This window comes from Geosporobacter ferrireducens (genome assembly GCF_001750685.1).
GTDB lineage: Bacteria > Bacillota > Clostridia > Peptostreptococcales > Thermotaleaceae > Geosporobacter > Geosporobacter ferrireducens.
Window position 1 is genome coordinate 2,485,976 of the sequence record NZ_CP017269.1, and the last position, 16,636, is coordinate 2,502,611.

12 protein-coding genes are annotated in these 16,636 nt (G+C 40.7%); all 12 read right to left on the reverse strand.

Annotated elements, in window-relative coordinates; genetic code table 11:
- Positions 1–17: 17 nt before the first annotated feature.
- The 12 genes from Gferi_RS11650 to fabG all read right to left on the reverse strand — a co-directional run bounded on the left by Gferi_RS11650 (position 18) and on the right by fabG (position 16,417).
- The gene (locus Gferi_RS11650) at positions 18–2,438 is read right to left on the reverse strand and encodes a YcdB/YcdC domain-containing protein (RefSeq protein WP_169832987.1); all 2,421 of its coding nucleotides are present in this window, start codon (positions 2,436–2,438) and stop codon (positions 18–20) included.
- Between the two features lie 426 nt (positions 2,439–2,864).
- Complete coding sequence (gene arcC / locus Gferi_RS11655; protein ID WP_069976664.1) at positions 2,865–3,809, reverse strand: carbamate kinase; 945 nt, start codon at positions 3,807–3,809, stop codon at positions 2,865–2,867.
- 30 nt (positions 3,810–3,839) lie between these two features.
- The gene (gene argF / locus Gferi_RS11660; protein ID WP_069976666.1) at positions 3,840–4,835 is read right to left on the reverse strand and encodes an ornithine carbamoyltransferase; all 996 of its coding nucleotides are present in this window, start codon (positions 4,833–4,835) and stop codon (positions 3,840–3,842) included.
- A gap of 79 nt (positions 4,836–4,914) precedes the next feature.
- Positions 4,915–6,144 carry an arginine deiminase gene (arcA, locus tag Gferi_RS11665; protein ID WP_069976673.1) on the reverse strand — a complete coding sequence of 410 codons (1,230 nt, stop codon included), beginning with the start codon at positions 6,142–6,144 and terminating at the stop codon, positions 4,915–4,917.
- Between the two features lie 522 nt (positions 6,145–6,666).
- Positions 6,667–8,070, reverse strand: coding sequence for a Na+/H+ antiporter NhaC (gene nhaC / locus Gferi_RS11675; RefSeq protein ID WP_069976682.1), 1,404 nt, complete (start codon positions 8,068–8,070; stop codon positions 6,667–6,669).
- A 366-nt stretch (positions 8,071–8,436) separates the two neighbouring features.
- Positions 8,437–9,789, reverse strand: coding sequence for an ABC transporter permease (locus Gferi_RS11680; protein WP_069981392.1), 1,353 nt, complete (start codon positions 9,787–9,789; stop codon positions 8,437–8,439).
- Complete coding sequence (locus Gferi_RS11685) at positions 9,782–11,806, reverse strand: COG1361 S-layer family protein (RefSeq protein ID WP_069976684.1); 2,025 nt, start codon at positions 11,804–11,806, stop codon at positions 9,782–9,784. The genes Gferi_RS11680 and Gferi_RS11685 overlap by 8 nt, the downstream gene beginning before the upstream one ends.
- Positions 11,803–12,516: an ABC transporter ATP-binding protein gene (locus tag Gferi_RS11690; RefSeq protein ID WP_069976686.1), complete on the reverse strand. Its 714-nt coding sequence runs from the start codon at positions 12,514–12,516 to the stop codon at positions 11,803–11,805. Before Gferi_RS11690 ends, Gferi_RS11685 begins: the two co-directional genes overlap by 4 nt.
- A 169-nt stretch (positions 12,517–12,685) precedes the next feature.
- The gene (locus Gferi_RS11695) at positions 12,686–12,952 is read right to left on the reverse strand and encodes a Veg family protein (protein ID WP_069976688.1); all 267 of its coding nucleotides are present in this window, start codon (positions 12,950–12,952) and stop codon (positions 12,686–12,688) included.
- A 169-nt stretch (positions 12,953–13,121) separates the two neighbouring features.
- A complete protein-coding gene (gene spoIID, locus Gferi_RS11700) occupies positions 13,122–14,555 on the reverse strand; it encodes a stage II sporulation protein D (RefSeq protein WP_069976690.1) in 1,434 nt (477 codons plus the stop codon).
- A gap of 254 nt (positions 14,556–14,809) precedes the next feature.
- The gene (locus Gferi_RS11705; protein ID WP_069976692.1) at positions 14,810–15,550 is read right to left on the reverse strand and encodes a YkgJ family cysteine cluster protein; all 741 of its coding nucleotides are present in this window, start codon (positions 15,548–15,550) and stop codon (positions 14,810–14,812) included.
- Between the two features lie 126 nt (positions 15,551–15,676).
- A complete protein-coding gene (fabG, locus tag Gferi_RS11710) occupies positions 15,677–16,417 on the reverse strand; it encodes a 3-oxoacyl-[acyl-carrier-protein] reductase (protein ID WP_069976694.1) in 741 nt (246 codons plus the stop codon).
- Positions 16,418–16,636 lie beyond the last annotated feature (219 nt).

The following is a 16,636-nucleotide window of genomic DNA, read 5'->3' on the forward strand; positions in this document are numbered from 1 at the left end:
TGTATCGTTAAAAACGCTTATCTATTGATATTTCCCAGCGCCTTATATACCATAGCGGCAGCTTCTGCCATAGTAGTCTCATCCTTAGGCCTAAAGTTTGTATCTTCACCCAATAAGCCTAAGCCTTTACAAATTGCCACATACCCCACATATTCCGGGGTGATATCCCCTTGGTCCTTGAAGAATACGTTGAAAATATCCTTGCCCTGTGCCAAGGCATCATATTTTAGCATTTTTACCATCATCACCGCTAATTCCTCACGGTTGACAGCTGCATCACCATCAAATTTACCTTCTTTGTTTTCGATGATTCCATAGCGCATCGCCATATGGATGAACCGATAGTCATCACTGTCCTCGCTGACATCAGAGAATTTCAGCTTATCTGCAGCTTCTTTAACTGGATAATAATAATCCATTCCTCTGGCTTTTACAAGCATCTTTACCGCTTCCAGCTTGCTGAGTTCTGCATCGGGCTTAAAAGTATTTTTGTCAATGATCCCTTGCTGTGCCAGCAGCTTCGCACTTCTTTCTATCCAATGGCCCTTGATCAAGCTGTCAAAATCATTTACAGCATCAATCGGTATTGTTTTCCCATTATAATCCATCATATTTCCAGATACCGCATCAATCATCATATAAGGATTATAAGGAGCCTTTTTCGGCGCAATTCTATATACTAATTTTGTATCGAAAACAGGATTCTGATAATCATTGTTGGTATTGAAACGATAGTAGGCTAACTCTAATTCATTTACTTTAAACAGTGTATCCTTTGCTGCATCTTTAGAAATTGCCTGCCCGGTAGATGGGAACCTTAGGTCTTCCTGCCATCTTGCATTAAAATACTGTACCTTCCCTGTTCTGTTATTAAAACTAATACTGATTTGATTTTCTTCGTAAATTGCACCATTAACTTTTCTTGGGAAGGTGAAATAGTATTCCATCGGCGGAATCACTTTGCCGTCCACCATCTCTTGGTAAACTACATTGGCCTGCTCCGTTCTGACGCTTTTGATCTTTCCCGGATGATACTTTTCAATCATTTCAACAGCCTTTGCATATGCTTCTTCCCAAGTTAGAGCCGGCTCAAAAGACTGACCGTAAGGCCCTTCATAATACTGCCAATTATTCAGGGCCAATATTTCTTCTGTAACTGCATCGATCATGACCCTGCCGTTCATAGGCATAATGCCCAGTTTAGCATCGGTTGCCTTGCTGTCTTTATTTTCCATGCTAAATTCTATGTTCCAAGCTTTTCTTCCGGCACTTTCCCAATAACCGTCTCCTTCAACATAGTTGGTGCTGTTAATCTTCACACCGTCACCAAACTCTGCCTTTAGAACTGCTGCTGCTGCTTTTTCTGCTTCTTCTTTTGTCAACTCTTTATCTCTTTTTACAATCGGTTTGGCCTTTTTGTAAATGTCATCAATCTGTTTTTCAGTCAGGCTTGCAAATTTCACCTGCTGATCCTGTTCTTTTCCATTCCATCCAATCATTTTTCCAGTCTTGGCATCTACCATATCTGCAAAATTATAAGTAGCACGATAGGCCAGCTTTACGCTTTTCGGTACCGGTTCGTATCTGAATTGGTCCCGGATCGGGAAATAAATCAGTTCCATATTCATATTGTCACGGTAAATCTTAGTAGCCTCTTCCACGCTCTTAATACCGTCTTTTTTCGGCAGATTCGGGAGGCTTTTATCCCAACGGTAACCAAAATTCCGAACTTCTCCGGTAGCCCCGTCGATGCCTACATTGATATAGTTGGCATCATATTTCGTTCCCTCATGTACTCTCTGGTAATTAAAATTATAAAATACCGGATAGGATCCGCCATACATGTCCCGGTAGTAATCATCATAATTATCCATTAATTTTGTCTGTTCCAAAATTCCCGGAACAATCTTTTTAGCAAATTCCTCCGCCTTTTTTTGGGCTTCTTCCCTGGTAATCGTTGTTACCTTTGCGCCTTGCTCGTTATATTTGCCGCCGTCTTTGTTCATTTCCAGGATTTCGCCTGTATTTGCATCAATGGTGATTCCTGCATAGAAATATTCCATATGATCATTATAGTTCCAATTCATCGCCCATACATACCGGTCGGGGCTATTCCAATCTTTTCGATACTCTGTACTGGTTTGATATTTTTTATCCTCCACTGTTATGCCGAAGTAATCCTTTAAAGCTTTTTTGCCTGCTTCCAATGCTTTTTCTTTACTGATGTCTGCCTTTTCGTCCGAGACAGCTGCTGCATTTTTTACTTCCTCAACACCTGTAATGGTTACGTTTACCGGTCCCGCTACCGCGTTACGTGTTGTCACTGCTCTTGTCATTTCAACCGCTGTTGCTGGCTGATCTGCGAAGGCAGGAAGCGTTGGTCCCGCAACCATAGCAGTAGCAAGAACAAATACAAGGCTTTTTCTTTTTACCATCATGACCCCTCCATTTTTGTTTCTTTTGACTTGGTAATTCTTCATGGTTTTTATACCCTAATCCCTAAAGCTTAAAGCTATTTTCTCATTCGTTGGATTTATCTTTCTTTTCGCTTGAATGAATCACCTTGCTTTCTGCGAAAAATTGTTTTTATTACTATGAAATGGTTTACCTGTATATAAATAGACGTATAAACACTAGAAAAAGTTTCATAAAAAACGAGGTTTTTCCAAAAAAAATCGTGGTAATTTGTTCCATATATATTTTATCATATCCTATAGAAAATATCGGTATTTTCTGATTTATTCTATATAGAAATTTTAATTTACATTATGAGACATGGGGACGCACCTCTCCTACATCGAAGAACTTCCCCATGTCTCACAAACTTGAAAAAATACCGGAGTTTTCTCCGGTATTTTTAAATATTACCCTATGATTACTGTACCTGTTTTCCCTTGAATCCCTTCTTTTGCTTTTCCCAAAGAGGTAATCAACGCTTTTCTTCCTGGCTTGGAGGCAACAAACTTCATGGCCGCTTTTACTTTCGGCAGCATAGAACCTGGCGCAAAATGCCCTTCTTCGACATACTGCTGCGCATCCGCGATGGTCATAAGGTCCAAATCTTTCTGGTTTGGTTTATTGAAGTTGATCGATACCTTTTCAACGGCGGTCAATATAATCAGATAATCCGCATCTAGGATTTCTGCAATTTTCTCTGATGCAAAGTCCTTATCGATAACTGCAGGTACCCCTTCCAATACACCATTTCCCTTATTTATTACCGGTACACCGCCACCGCCTACAGTGATCACCACATGGCCTGCATCTACCAGTGTCTTTACAATCGGTGCTTCTACCACATCTACAGGCTCTGGAGATGCAACCACTCTTCTCCAACCTCTCCCTGCATCTTCCTTCATCACATAACCCTTTTCATTTTGCAGGAATTCTGCTTCTTCTTCAGAGAAGAAAGAGCCCACTGGCTTTGTAGGATTCTTGAATCCAGGATCTTCTTTATCTACTACTACCTGGGTTACGATCGCCGCTACATTCTTCTCCAGCCCTCTATGCAGCATCTCTTCACGAATCGCTTGCTGGAGATGGTATCCGATATACCCTTGGCTCATAGCACCACATTCAGGAAAAGGCATGGTTGGCACACCTGCTGCTGCCTCATAGGTGGCCACGATTTGCCCTACCTGAGGGCCATTTCCATGGGCAATAATTAATTCATGTCCGTCTTCTATTAGATCAACTAAGGGTTTCGCAGTTTCTTTTGCTGTTATCAACTGGGCTTCTGCGGTTGTATCCTTGGGATCCGCCTGCAGGGCATTTCCGCCAAGGGCAATAACTACTCTGTCCTTTTTCATGCTGTTCCCCCCTTACTTTGTTTCGATTTTCTATGCCATGGTTGCAACCATTACTGCTTTAATGGTGTGTAATCGATTCTCAGCTTCATCAAATACTTTAGAATATCTGCTTCTAAATACCTCATCGGTTACTTCCATTTCCTTTAATCCATACTTCTCATAGACCTCTTTTCCAACCTTTGTCTCAAGGTCGTGGAAGGCTGGCAAGCAGTGTAAAAAAATCACATCCGGGTTGTCTGTTTTCTGAAGCATTTCCATATTTACCTGGTATGGACGAAGCAGCTTAATTCTTTCCTCAAATTGATCTTCTTCTCCCATGGATACCCAAACATCTGTGTAAATGACATCGGCACCTTTTACCGCTTCGTCGATATTTTCAATTAACTCTATAACTGCACCCGTTTCCTTTGCAACTTCTCTCATTTCTGCAACTAAGCTTTCTTCAGGGAACAATTCTTTCGGTGCACAAGCAACGAAATGCATACCCATCTTTGCAGCACCGATTAATAATGCATTGCCCATATTGTTTCTGGCGTCTCCTGCATAAACCATTTTCACCTTATTCAACGCCTTTGGTATATGCTCCATAACAGTCAGCAGGTCCGCCAAGATTTGCGTTGGATGATCTGCATCCGTCAATCCATTCCATACGGGTACACCTGAATGTTCTGCCAAAAGCTCCACTGTTTTTTGGGCGAATCCTCTAAATTCAATACCGTCGTACATTCTGCCCAATACCTTCGCTGTATCCTCTAAAGATTCTTTTTTGCCCATTTGGCTGTCATTGGAGCTTAGGAATGTAACACCAGCGCCCTCATCCATTGCCGCTACTTCGAAGGCGCATCTTGTTCTAGTAGACGCCTTTTCGAAAAGCAGCACAACATTTTTTCCTGCCAATAATTTTTCTTTACCGCCGATTCTTTTCTTATTTTTTAAATCCTTGGATAGCTCTAACAAATACCTGATTTCTTCCGGTGTAAAATCCTTTAATGTTAAAAAGCTTCTTCCTTTTAAATTTACTGCCATGGGTCTATTCCTCCTTCATAAATATAAATAATTCATAAACAGTTTTCTTTAAACAGCCTTTTTTTATACCCATATTGCTTTACAGATCTTCCCGCACTAAGGGCATGCTCATGCAGCGTGGGCCCCCTCTGCCTCGTACCAGCTCAGAACCCTCAATTTCAATTACTTTAATCCCATGCTTTCTGAGGGTCTCATTAGAAGCTTCATTTCGATCATAGGTTATCACAACGCCCGGCGCAATGGCAAGGGTATTGGTACTATCGTTCCACTGCTCTCTCGCAGCAGTGACCTCATCTCCGCCACCGCTTTGGATCAAGTCAATGGCTGATAGGTTTAAGGTTTCTTTTAGGGCACTTTGTAAATCCGGCAGTACTTCTACCTTTGGATGCGTCTTCCCCGGACTCAGGCGAAACACTCTTAGTTTTTCTTCAACTCCCGGATAAATCGTAAACTTATCATGATCTACCATCGTAAACACAGTGTCCAGGTGCATATACGCCCTCGTAAAGGGAATTTGTACTGCCAATACCTGACGGACCTTTTCATCTTGACTAAAAAGATTGGCAGCTACATCCTCGATTCCCCTTGCAGAAGTTCTTTCACTGCAGCCAATAGCTACTACATTTTCGCCAAGGACCAGGATATCTCCTCCTTCTAAGCTATATTTTTTATGATAATCATACCATAGAGGCGTAACTTCTTTCTTGAATGTAGAATGGAAGGTATAAATATATTTTAAAATCATCGTTTCCCGTTCTCTGGCAAACGTATTCATAGAGTTGATGCAAAGGCCATTTCCAATAACCGCACCAGGATCTCTGGTAAAGTATAAGTTCGGTAAGGGATTGATATAAAAGGGATATTCTTCTTTGATATAGTCCACCAGTCGTTTGTCTCGAATCGTTTCTTGAAAATCCTTCTTGTGAAGCCCTGCAATCAGGGTTTCTGCAACCTCTGATGAGGTCTTTTTCATCAAAAACTCTTTGATTTGAGCCTCTAAGTCTGGATTTGCAATATTACTCTTTTCTAAAACCTCGGCAACCAGCTGCTCCTTAATCTTGTCATCGCGCAAAATTTCTTCCAACATCTCTTCATAGTAGTATACTGTACATCCATTGGTCCGTAAGGCGTCTGCAAATCCGTCGTGTTCATTGCGCATCTTTTTCAACCAGGGAATGTCATCGAATAGCAATTCGTGCAAGTATTGTGGTGTGATTCTTTCCAGTTCTTTTCCAGGTCGATGCAACATAACGGCTTTCAACTTCCCGATCTCTGATCTAACCTGCAGAAATGGTTTGTTGTCTGACATTATTTTGCCTCCTCTCTTATTTTCATCCACGTCCATTCATTTCGGATATGAATAAATTGCATTTCTAGCTTCAGTATATACAATATTCGGTCTACTTTCAAGCCAGGCTTTTTCAATACACATAAAGCATTTTCCATTTTTTGTATTTTCTTTGGATATTCATTCATCTTCTTCGAAAAGGCTTTTTTATAACCATTTTCACTTTTATTGAAATTTTCTGCAGGTTTTGTATAAATTTCGGAAGCGAAATTTATTTGCATATTGTATAAAAATTTAGAAAAATAAATAAACATTTTTTTATATATTTGTAATAGTCGATCTATGACTGAGAAATTTAATTTGATATACTTGTTCCTAGTTTCTGGCAGACACAGGGCCTGACCTTACAAATAAGCGCTAATGCAGGGGGCAGCCGCGTGTCATCCCGTATATAACTTAGGGCTTTCCATCACCCATCGACCGTTAAGCCTATGTGCTCCAAAAGAAAGAGACTGCCATTTTAGACAGTCTCCATGAACTTTTTTAATTTTCTTGTACCTCTGCTTCTGGCAGTCTCTCCATCGTAATTCCCGTAAATCCATAGAAAATGGAGATAAATGGGTTTATCAGATTTAAGAAAGCATAGGGCAGATATGCAAACGGATGAATCCCTAAGGCACCCTGCATAAAGGCTCCGCAAGTATTCCACGGTACCAGCGGCGAGGTTAGGGTTCCCGAATCCTCTAAGCATCTGGATAGATTTTTGGGATGAAGCCCTTTCTCAGCAAAAATGTTTTTGTACATTCTTCCCGGTACAACGATAGACAAATATTGATCCCCTGTAGTCAGGTTCGTAAAGATACAAGTCAAAATCGTAGCTGTAACTAAAGATCCGGTACTTCTTGCAAAGGTCAAAATCTTTTCTGCAATCGCATTGAGCATTCCTGTTTTTTCCATGGTTCCACCAAAAGACATTGCTAACAGGATCAAAGAAATGGTCCACATCATACTGTGTAGACCGCCCCGTGTCAATAACTCATCAACGGCTTCTACTCCTGTTTCTGCTACATATCCAAAGTGGGCTGCTTCTATGATTGCACTCATACCGGCACCTTGGAACAAGGCTGCAAATAGTCCGCCCAATAGGGTTCCGCCGATTAGTCCCGGGATTGCCGGTACTTTTAAAATAACCATGACAATAACTAAAACTGGTGGAATTAGCAACAATGGACTGATCGTAAACTGATCTCCCAATGTATCTAACAAGGCGTTAATACCTACAACATCCAATTCCTTACCGGCATACCTTAGCCCAATAACACCATAGAGCACCAGGGCAATCAAGAGGCTAGGTCCGGTCGTATAGATCATATGCTTGATATGATCGAATAGATTGGCTCCTGCCATAGCTGGCGCCAAGTTTGTTGTATCAGATAACGGTGACATTTTATCTCCAAAATAGGCTCCGGAGATGATAGCCCCTGCTACGATAGGCAGCGGAATACCCAGTCCTCCGCCAACGCCTAGCAGTGCAATCCCTACGGTTCCTGCTGTTGTCCAAGAGCTTCCTGTGGCCAAAGAAACGATGCTGCAAATCAAGCATGTAGCCACCAAGAAGATTCCTGGAGATAATATTTTTAATCCATAATAGATCATTGTCGGCACAATACCGGCTAAGATCCATGTTCCGATGATACAACCAATAATCATAAGAATTAAAATTGCTTGCATGGACATTTTGATCGTTTCCACGATGCCTTCCTCAATGTCACTCCACTTAAATCCTGCACGAATGGCTACTAAGGCTGCGACGATGGTCGTCGCTAAAATCGGCATATGCGGATCTCCGCCGAAAAGCATCAATGTACTCATTAATGCTGCAACTAGAAAGACAATAACAAAGAAAGCCTCACCAAAGGTAATTTTTCTAGGTATTTTATTTTCCACCTATCAATCCCTCCATCCTTTTAATAAGATCATCATAAAGCTGTTTCCCTTTTTTCTTTCTGAAGTATCATAAAATTATAACTTTCTGCTTCTCTTCTCCTTAAGTCCTATAAAAAGTTCAATTTTCAGCCGTAGCAGGATCACTGTAAAAACGATAATAATTGCAGTTGCTCTGTTTTCCCTCCCTTCCTTTTATGCATTAGAGATTACAAGCAGTTTTACAAAAAAGTAATATTTTAAAATTCTTCTTAATTTTCTTATTTCCTGCTACTTTTTTTAGAAACTCATAAAAAATTTCACAAATTTAAGCATATCCGGGTTTTATCAAGCATTGGAGGAAGTGTACTATAAGATATGTTTCTATATCTATTCGGTTTTAATGGCATCAATCGCACTAAGCTTCATCGCTCTTCTAGCAGGGGAATATCCCGATAAAATACCCACCAGCATTGCAAAGACTACAGCAGCGGCAGCCAGTGTCCATGGAATCACGGAGACACTATTGGAACCACCCATGCCCCTTCCTAAGAATCCTGCTCCTACCTTATTGAGAATCAGCGAAATTCCATAACTTAGAACCATGCCAAGAACACCACCGAAAAAGCCAATCATCGCTGCCTCCAGCAAAAAAAGCTTTCGGATATCTCTCAAATTGGCTCCCAGTACCTTCATCACCCCAATCTCTCTTGTACGCTCATATATGCTCATAATCATCGTATTGGTAATACCAATGGCTGCCACAAACAGACTAACCGCTCCAATTCCCCCAAGAAGCATCTGCAATTTTTTCGAGGTTTCCTTCATGGATTTTAGCATATCTGTCAAACTATAGGCTTGAAATCCCATCGTTTTAATTTTCTCCTGTATCGCTTCTACCTGTTGTATATCCCTGACCTTCACATCGATTCGCTCATATTTGTCGGCATCTCTATCCTCTCCCCGTGAAGTTCGCTGCGGATTAACCCGCCGATCTTCCTCCAGAAGCCTTTCCAAAGCTGTAATGTTCATATAAACACCATAATCTTTTTCACTATTGCTTTCTGCCAGGATTCCCACGCCTTTCACATTATGGGGCTTTGGAGGCTTATAGTTGGAATCCTGTTGAACCCGGCTATCCTGCCGCTCCCCATATTCCATATCTGTGGTCAAAAGCAGTTTGCTGCTGATTAGCTCTACTTGAGGCGCATTACCGTCCCAGGGATTAAAGTTTTCATTTCTCAATCTAGGATTACGAAATCTTCGAGTAGTTTGTTTACCAAAAACCAAAGTGTCTTTGTCTGTAGGCAGTAATAACCGCCCCTCTTCGACCTTAAAATCAAAGGCCTCCATTACACTGGGATCAATTCCATAAACAGGAACCCCTGCCACCATTTTTCCGGAAGCTACCTTCAAATAAGCAGACTTTGCTGCCATTACCGCCTCTACACCAGGGATTTTTTTAAATTTAGATACAGCATCATCATCTAGTTTTACTTGTTTTCCATTCGAACCTCCGCTTCCAGATTCAACATAATATCCGTAATTATTTACTTCAATAATATTTAAACTCCCCATTTGGGACAATTGCTCTTTAAAGCTTTGGTCCATAGCAATACCCAGAGAGAGCATGACAATAATGGAACTGGTCCCAATCACAACGCCAAGAACTGTCAGAAATGTTCTCGTCTTGCGTCTCCAAAGATTTTTAACGGCCATATGAAAAATGTCCAGGTTATTCATCTTCACTCAACGCCTCCAGTTTTCTTCTCTTTTTCTTATAGTAGACAATCCCCATTATACCTGCAAGAAGTACTCCTCCAATAGGAATTCCATATTTTTTAAAAGAATTTCCTGACGCAAGCGGGGCTACATCCATCTCCCCTTCCGGCGGCATTGGCGGCAGCTCCGGCTCATTGACGGTAAGGTTAAACTCCTTTTCAGCCGCATGGTGGTTGCCAATCTCATCATCGTATTCAAAAATAATTTTTCCTGCCAACATTCCCGGTTTTTGGGGGACGATCGTTACATCGTAGTAATTATCCTTACCGGCTTCCAAATTACCTATATAGGAACTGTTCCCCTTTGCTTCAAAATCTCCCTCCGTACGAACGATTAAATTACGGATTAACGATCTTCCTACATTGTAAAAATCTATGGATATTGCAGTATTATTCCCTACATAAATTTCTTGAGGCCATTCTATTTCACCAACCATCAAGCCAATCTGTTGTATTACAGGAATACCTACAAATTCCTTTGTACTATATTTATTCCCTTTGTCATCCTCATATTCAATATCTGCAAAAACATTATGGGTCTTATAGGCAGCATCTGCCTTAGGCTTTAATGTTATGGTCTTTTGCAGTCTCTCTTGGGGCGGGATCTCATCAATAAAAAAAGAACTGCTTCCGCCCACCGGCGAAAATATCTCTCCCTCAGAGCTTATACTCACCCGGATATTTCGCACCCGCCGGTGGGTATTGGTGTTGAGAAAAGAGAGCGTAAGCGGAAAATCTACTCCAGCTGTCGTATATTCTCCGCCATAGGTATAATTATCAATAATGATCTTCGGCGTCAATTTCGTATTGCTTTCTTCATTCACAAATATACCTACATATTGACTGATCGATTCTGTGGTTTTGTCTTTCCCGGATTTTTGCTCATATTCGATGTAAATTTTAATGGGATAGTTTTTGGATTCAATCCCTTCCTTTGCAAAAAGTGTAAAACTTACCTCCTCTTCTTTTCCCATGGGCAAGAGGCTGATATTTTTAATAGATGCACTTTTAGGCAGGATATCGGTGCCCGCATCAACCCCAACCTTAATACCCTTTATTTCTCCCTCATCATTATTCTTCACTTTAAAAGATATGGTAAAGTCTTCGTTTGGATTTACGCCACTTTGGGGATAGGCAATATTTTCAAAGGTAAGATCTGGGCTTTGGCTGTTCTTGCTTTCCACCTGAAAATATATCTTGCTTTCCTTCGTATAGCTTTTGTTATCCTCATCCTTATAGGTCAAAATCAAGTCTAACGGAATCGTGCCGCTTTCCAGATCCTCTTCAGCCGAAATTTTAAAGGAAGCCATCTCCTGTCTTTTCCCTTCTATCTCTTTGAGGTTCGCTACATCTATAGGAGAAACTAGTGTCAATCCACTGCTTCCAAATCCCCCTAGCCGCACTTCTACGTCCTTTGCCAGAAGATCCCCTGTATTTTCAATGGTGAGACTTACTTTTTTCGCAGTCCCGGCCAAAAGTTTCTCGCCATCAACCTCCAGCTTCGCCAATCTTAACGCAGGAACTTTAAAATCATTTTCAATCTTTATGTAAATCTTCTCTGAGGCGCTGTAGCCGGAAGCAGCCTCTACCTGAACTGTCATTCCGTAGATCTTAGGTTCTACGGTTTTTGGAATATCCAAAAAGAAAATTACATTTTCTCTCTTCCTGGCATCAATAGAAGAGATTTTCTTTTTGGATTCTGTACGCTCCATCCTAAAGGGAGCGTCTTTTACATCTTCTAAGGATAGGGATATACTTACATTTTCAGCGGCAGTACCACCTATATTCTCTACGGGAACCACCAACAGCACTTCTCCGCCGGCTTTAAATACAGGTGTTTTAACCCCCCGGCCAACCACCAGTTTCGCCGGCTCGGCAACTGAACCCAGCTCATCTGCAGCTCCATAAGCAATATCAAGCGCTCCGAAGGTGGTAAAGATTAAAATCGTAATCATTAAATAAGTCCATATTTTTCTCACTGATTTTCCCCCTTGTATTTTTCATGATTTATTTCAATTTTTTCAATATGTCCATCCAGTATGTAGACAACCCGATCGGCATAGGCTGCAATACTGCGGTCATGGGTAACCAGAATCAGGGTTTGGTTGTTTTGTTTTGCCATCTCCAAAATCAACTGCATCACCTCATGGGTCGTTTTGGAATCCAGATTTCCCGTGGGCTCATCGGCAAATACAATCGGCGGTTTTCCTACAAAAGCCCGGGCAATACCTACTCTTTGCTGCTGTCCGCCGCTCATCTGGGTAGGCTTATGGGTCGCATAACGCTTCAGCCCAACTGCCTTTAAAAGGTCTAAGGCCGCATTTTCCCTCAGCTGCTTTTTCATCCCTCGAAAAGTCAATGGTAAACTGACATTTTCCAATGCCGTTAGGGAGGGCAAGAGGTTATAGGACTGAAATACAAAGCCCACATAGCGTTGGCGGAACTCTGCCAATCGTTGTTCATCCATTTTTTCTATGGATTTCCCCTCGATTTGTATCGTCCCCTTTGTAGGTTTCTCCAGTCCGGCCATTAGATTTAGCAGTGTGGTTTTGCCCGAGCCGGAGGTACCCAATAGACAGCATACTTCACCTCTTGGAATTTGTAGACTAATGTCGTTTAGTGCCACCACTTTTTGCTCCCCTACACGGTATACTTTACGTACATGATTGATTTCTACTGCGTGATTCATTTCTACCTCCTTATCGGTTTCCTTTGCTTGTTTTATCCTAACGTAAAAAATTGACGACAACCATATGATAGACGCGAAAAACAGTGAAAAAGTTTCATATTTGTCCAATATCTTCTAATAAAAATTTTCCCATAAAAAAACCACCTATCCTCTGATAGATGGTTTTTTGCTAACTCACTTGTACTTTTTTCTCATTGTTGCAAAGAGTAATCTCAACTGTTTCTGTAAGTATATCTGAATAACTGTAAGAAACTCTTCTTACTGAATTATATCCGCCGTCAATACGCACAACAAAGATGTTAGGATAAGTTGTTTCAAGGATCCCTTCTTTAATGGATACCTTCTTTCTTCCCTTGTTGGCTTTTAATCTTACCTTTTCACCAACAAGATGCTCTACATTTTTCTTAATTTCGGCTAAAGTATTTTTTGAAGCCACCTAATCACCTTCTTTCAAAGTATACAGTATTATCATACCATACTTCACGAAATATGTCAAATTATTGATCAAATATTATACAATGGTATAGTATGAATGTCAATAAATCAGGAGAAATTCTTTATGGAAAATATAAATAAAAATAGAAGAACTAAACTGTTCTTCTATTTTATTGGTAAGTGTAGTACCGGATCAGTCCTTTCACAATAGCTTCCGCTGCCTTGTTGTGGAATTCTTCTCCCTTGAGCTTCTCTTCTTCCTCAGGATTGGTTATATAGGCAACTTCTATCTGCAATGCACTGGTTCTAACTTCTCTCAGCAGAAAAAAATCTGCCACTTTTACGCCACGATCTGCTGTCCCTAGTCCTTGAGATAGTTCTCTAAGAATTTGTACTGCCAATTCCTCTCCATCCTGATCCCCCCGATAATGGTATATTTCACTGCCGGATATATTGGGATTCGCAAAATAATTCTGATGTATGCTTAGAAAGAAGTTTGGACGGACAGAATTGGCTAAACTTGCACGTTTTCCCAATGGTACATAGATATCTTCTGCTCTTGTTGTATATACTTCTGCCCCTGCCTTTTCCAGCAGATCAGCGATCTTTAATGCAATGCTTAGATTGACATCCTTTTCCCTTAGTCCCGTAGGTCCTCTAACATCTTCTTCATTATCTCCGCCATGCCCTGGGTCCACTACAAATATTTTGCCTCTTAAAGGCTTATTTATACTAGGTTGTTCAAATTCTTTGATTTGTATTCCTGTAAAATAATAGTTTAAAATTTCCTCTGCTTTTTTTCCCTCAATGGCCATTTGATTGGAACCGTATTGGCAAAGTCCCAAGCCATGACCCGTTCCTTGTGTCTCGAATTGAAAAACTGTAGGTTTCCAGCCAAACCGCGTAGAATTAAGTCCTAATAATCTCATTATTTCTTTCCCTGCAAATTTTTTTCCTGCAATTTTTAAGGAAACAATTCTTCCCGCGTCATCCCTTTCTATACTATCAAAGATCCCTGTCATAGGTACCTCCCGAAAAGGCGAAAGATCCCCCGTTGTGATATTCAGCTTCTCTTCCAACTCTTCCAACGTAATCTCCTTTACCTCTCGCCATTCAGGAGAATTACGGCAGTAGTCACATAATACTTTCCTAAGATAGATCACTTTATGTTCCTCTACACTCTCTGAGTTTTCTGTGGCGCCACCACAGGTAGAATGTACTTTAGGCTCTATCGGTTTATTGTGTATCGTAAGAATAGAATCCTTCGTTTCACGAACCGCATGGTCCAATTTGTTCCAATTGGCTTCAAAATCAGATCCCCAGATGTCCTGCCATTCCTCTTTTGGGATCCACTTTCCACAGTCACAATTACAAAAATCCGCGCCATCAAACTTGCAACATCCCTCTCCGCCAAAAACCCTGGCTTTTCTAACGATGCTGGTTCTAGCAATAATCGCCTGCGCTTTTAGGGCTTCTATCTCAAAAGTTATGGGTATTTGTGCTGCAACCATTTCTCTTATAATCTCATCCATAGGCCTTTCAATAATTTGTTGTATCCTATGATCATAGATACGAATATTTATGATTTCTTGCTTAACATCCAAATTCTTACCCCCTTTTCCCGTGTATTCAGTCTTATATCTCTGCCAACGGGGATCTATCTTTTTATACCAGTAGCGCAATTTCATTATCCTATAAGAATACAGGGTCTAATCATTCCGTTAGTATAGCGTGTAGAGTGTAGAAAAGAAAAAGCTGACGACCGAAGGCCAGCCCCTATAGTCGACAGGCTAAAAATAAAACGGGCTGCACAATGTGCAACCCTATATAGGTATGTGACCTGCATACTAACACGTTGCTAAATTACAGGTCGCGTTTTCTTAATAATATTTTCCAGCGTTTCACTATAATCTGTCTCCAAATATTCTCTCATAATTTTAATCCGCAGCTCTCCGGCTTCTTCCCCGTCAAAAACTGTATGAATCAACCAGCTGATCAAACCCGTACCGATGGCATCCTCCGACAGGAGTCCCCGCATAAAAAATGCCGATTCCATAGTAAAAATACTGTCAATCATCTTTTGCCGCTGTGGCCTGGTGATCCGCTTATGAATCTCAAAATCTTCACAATATCGGATTTTGTGGTGAATCACCTGATCCGGCAGATCAATCCCATAACGATTTTTATATAATTTCACAGTTTGTAAATTTTCCGCCAGTACATTTTTATAATTTTCTTCATACTCTTCCCGCGTCCAGTGTCCAAAGAGCCGGCAGTTCAGCGGTCGATAATGATAGATGCTGCAAAGTCCGTCTTCCATTAAAAAGGGGCAATCCTGCTGCTCAACCATTTCCAAAAAGTAAAATCGCAGTATTTTTGGAAACAGTTGTTCATACAATCTCCTATTTTCCTGAAAGTAACGGTACAGATTTAAAAATTCTATATAATAGGTATTTACAGATTCGCTGCAGCATCGGGTGCAGCTGCTGCACTTTCCCTGGGGAATGGCACGGTAAATCCTGTTGAGGTTTTCAAAATATCCATTATTTTCAGCAGTATTGATAGATTTCTCGATGTCCTTGCTATTTAGTTTTTTCATTTTTTACTCCTTTTAAAGCATTTTTTCTTTACTTTCATTATAACATAACGAAGGATATAGCTATAATTGTTAACATAAAAATAACAGGCAAAACATCTCTACCTGTTATTGTAAGGATTTATATACTTATAATACTACACCACCATCCACACTCAGTACGGCCCCTGTTATAAACTTTGCTTCATCAGATGCAAGATAAACATAAGCATTCGCAATATCTTCCGGATATCCTAATGTTTTTAGCGGTGATTTTTCCTTCATCATATCCAATACCTTTTCCGGCATTTTTTCGGTCATAGGTGTCATGATAAATCCTGGTGCTACTGCATTTACACGAATACCCTTAGATCCTAATTCTTTGGCCCAGGTCTTTGCCATACCGATTACGCCCCATTTCGTTGCTGCATAATTTGTCTGACCAAAGTTTCCATATATGCCTACGATGGAGGAAGCATTCAATATTACTCCATAACCTTGCTCGCTCATCACTCTGGCCGCAGCTTGACCACAGTTAAAGACACCCTTTAAGTTTACATTGATTACTTTATCCCATTGTTCTTCTGTCATCTTTACAAGCTTGGTATCCGCAGTGATTCCCGCATTATTTACCAGGATGTCCAGCTTGCTATACTTTTTTACCGTTTCAGCGACCATTTTCTCTACCTGCACACGGTCCGTTACATCCACCTGCATACCTGTGGCCTCTCCGCCAAAGGATTTAATTTTTCCTACTACTGATTTAATATCTTCTCCATTCATATCTACAACAACTACCTTGGCCCCTTCCTCTGCAAACCGGATGCATGTAGTCTCCCCTATGCCTCTTCCACCGCCTGTAACCATTGCCACCTTATCTTTTAATCTCATATTTTTATCCTCCTCACATTGGGTAAATGATTTGTTTGTCTTTATATTTCGCAAGCTTCATGCCAATGTGAAAGAGTTTTCCCCTTAACTCAATAAATTTACCTACTCCTGCTCTTTACAGCACTTCAGAGATTATAAAGAATCGTGATTGAAGGCTATTGTTTTATGCACTTCTATCGTGTACAAAGAGTGTACATAATTATAGCAATAAAATTAAAG

Bases quoted from the DNA above. Each gene is read 5' to 3' on its own strand.
- Gferi_RS11705 (WP_069976692.1), bottom strand. From the start codon at position 15,550: ATGAAAAAACTAAATAGCAAGGACATCGAGAAATCTATCAATACTGCT.
- Gferi_RS11650 (WP_169832987.1), bottom strand. From the start codon at position 2,438: ATGATGGTAAAAAGAAAAAGCCTTGTATTTGTTCTTGCTACTGCTATG.
- fabG (WP_069976694.1), bottom strand. From the start codon at position 16,417: ATGAGATTAAAAGATAAGGTGGCAATGGTTACAGGCGGTGGAAGAGGC.
- argF (WP_069976666.1), bottom strand. From the start codon at position 4,835: ATGGCAGTAAATTTAAAAGGAAGAAGCTTTTTAACATTAAAGGATTTT.
- Gferi_RS11680 (WP_069981392.1), bottom strand. From the start codon at position 9,789: ATGAATAACCTGGACATTTTTCATATGGCCGTTAAAAATCTTTGGAGA.
- arcC (WP_069976664.1), bottom strand. From the start codon at position 3,809: ATGAAAAAGGACAGAGTAGTTATTGCCCTTGGCGGAAATGCCCTGCAG.
- arcA (WP_069976673.1), bottom strand. From the start codon at position 6,144: ATGTCAGACAACAAACCATTTCTGCAGGTTAGATCAGAGATCGGGAAG.
- Gferi_RS11690 (WP_069976686.1), bottom strand. From the start codon at position 12,516: ATGAATCACGCAGTAGAAATCAATCATGTACGTAAAGTATACCGTGTA.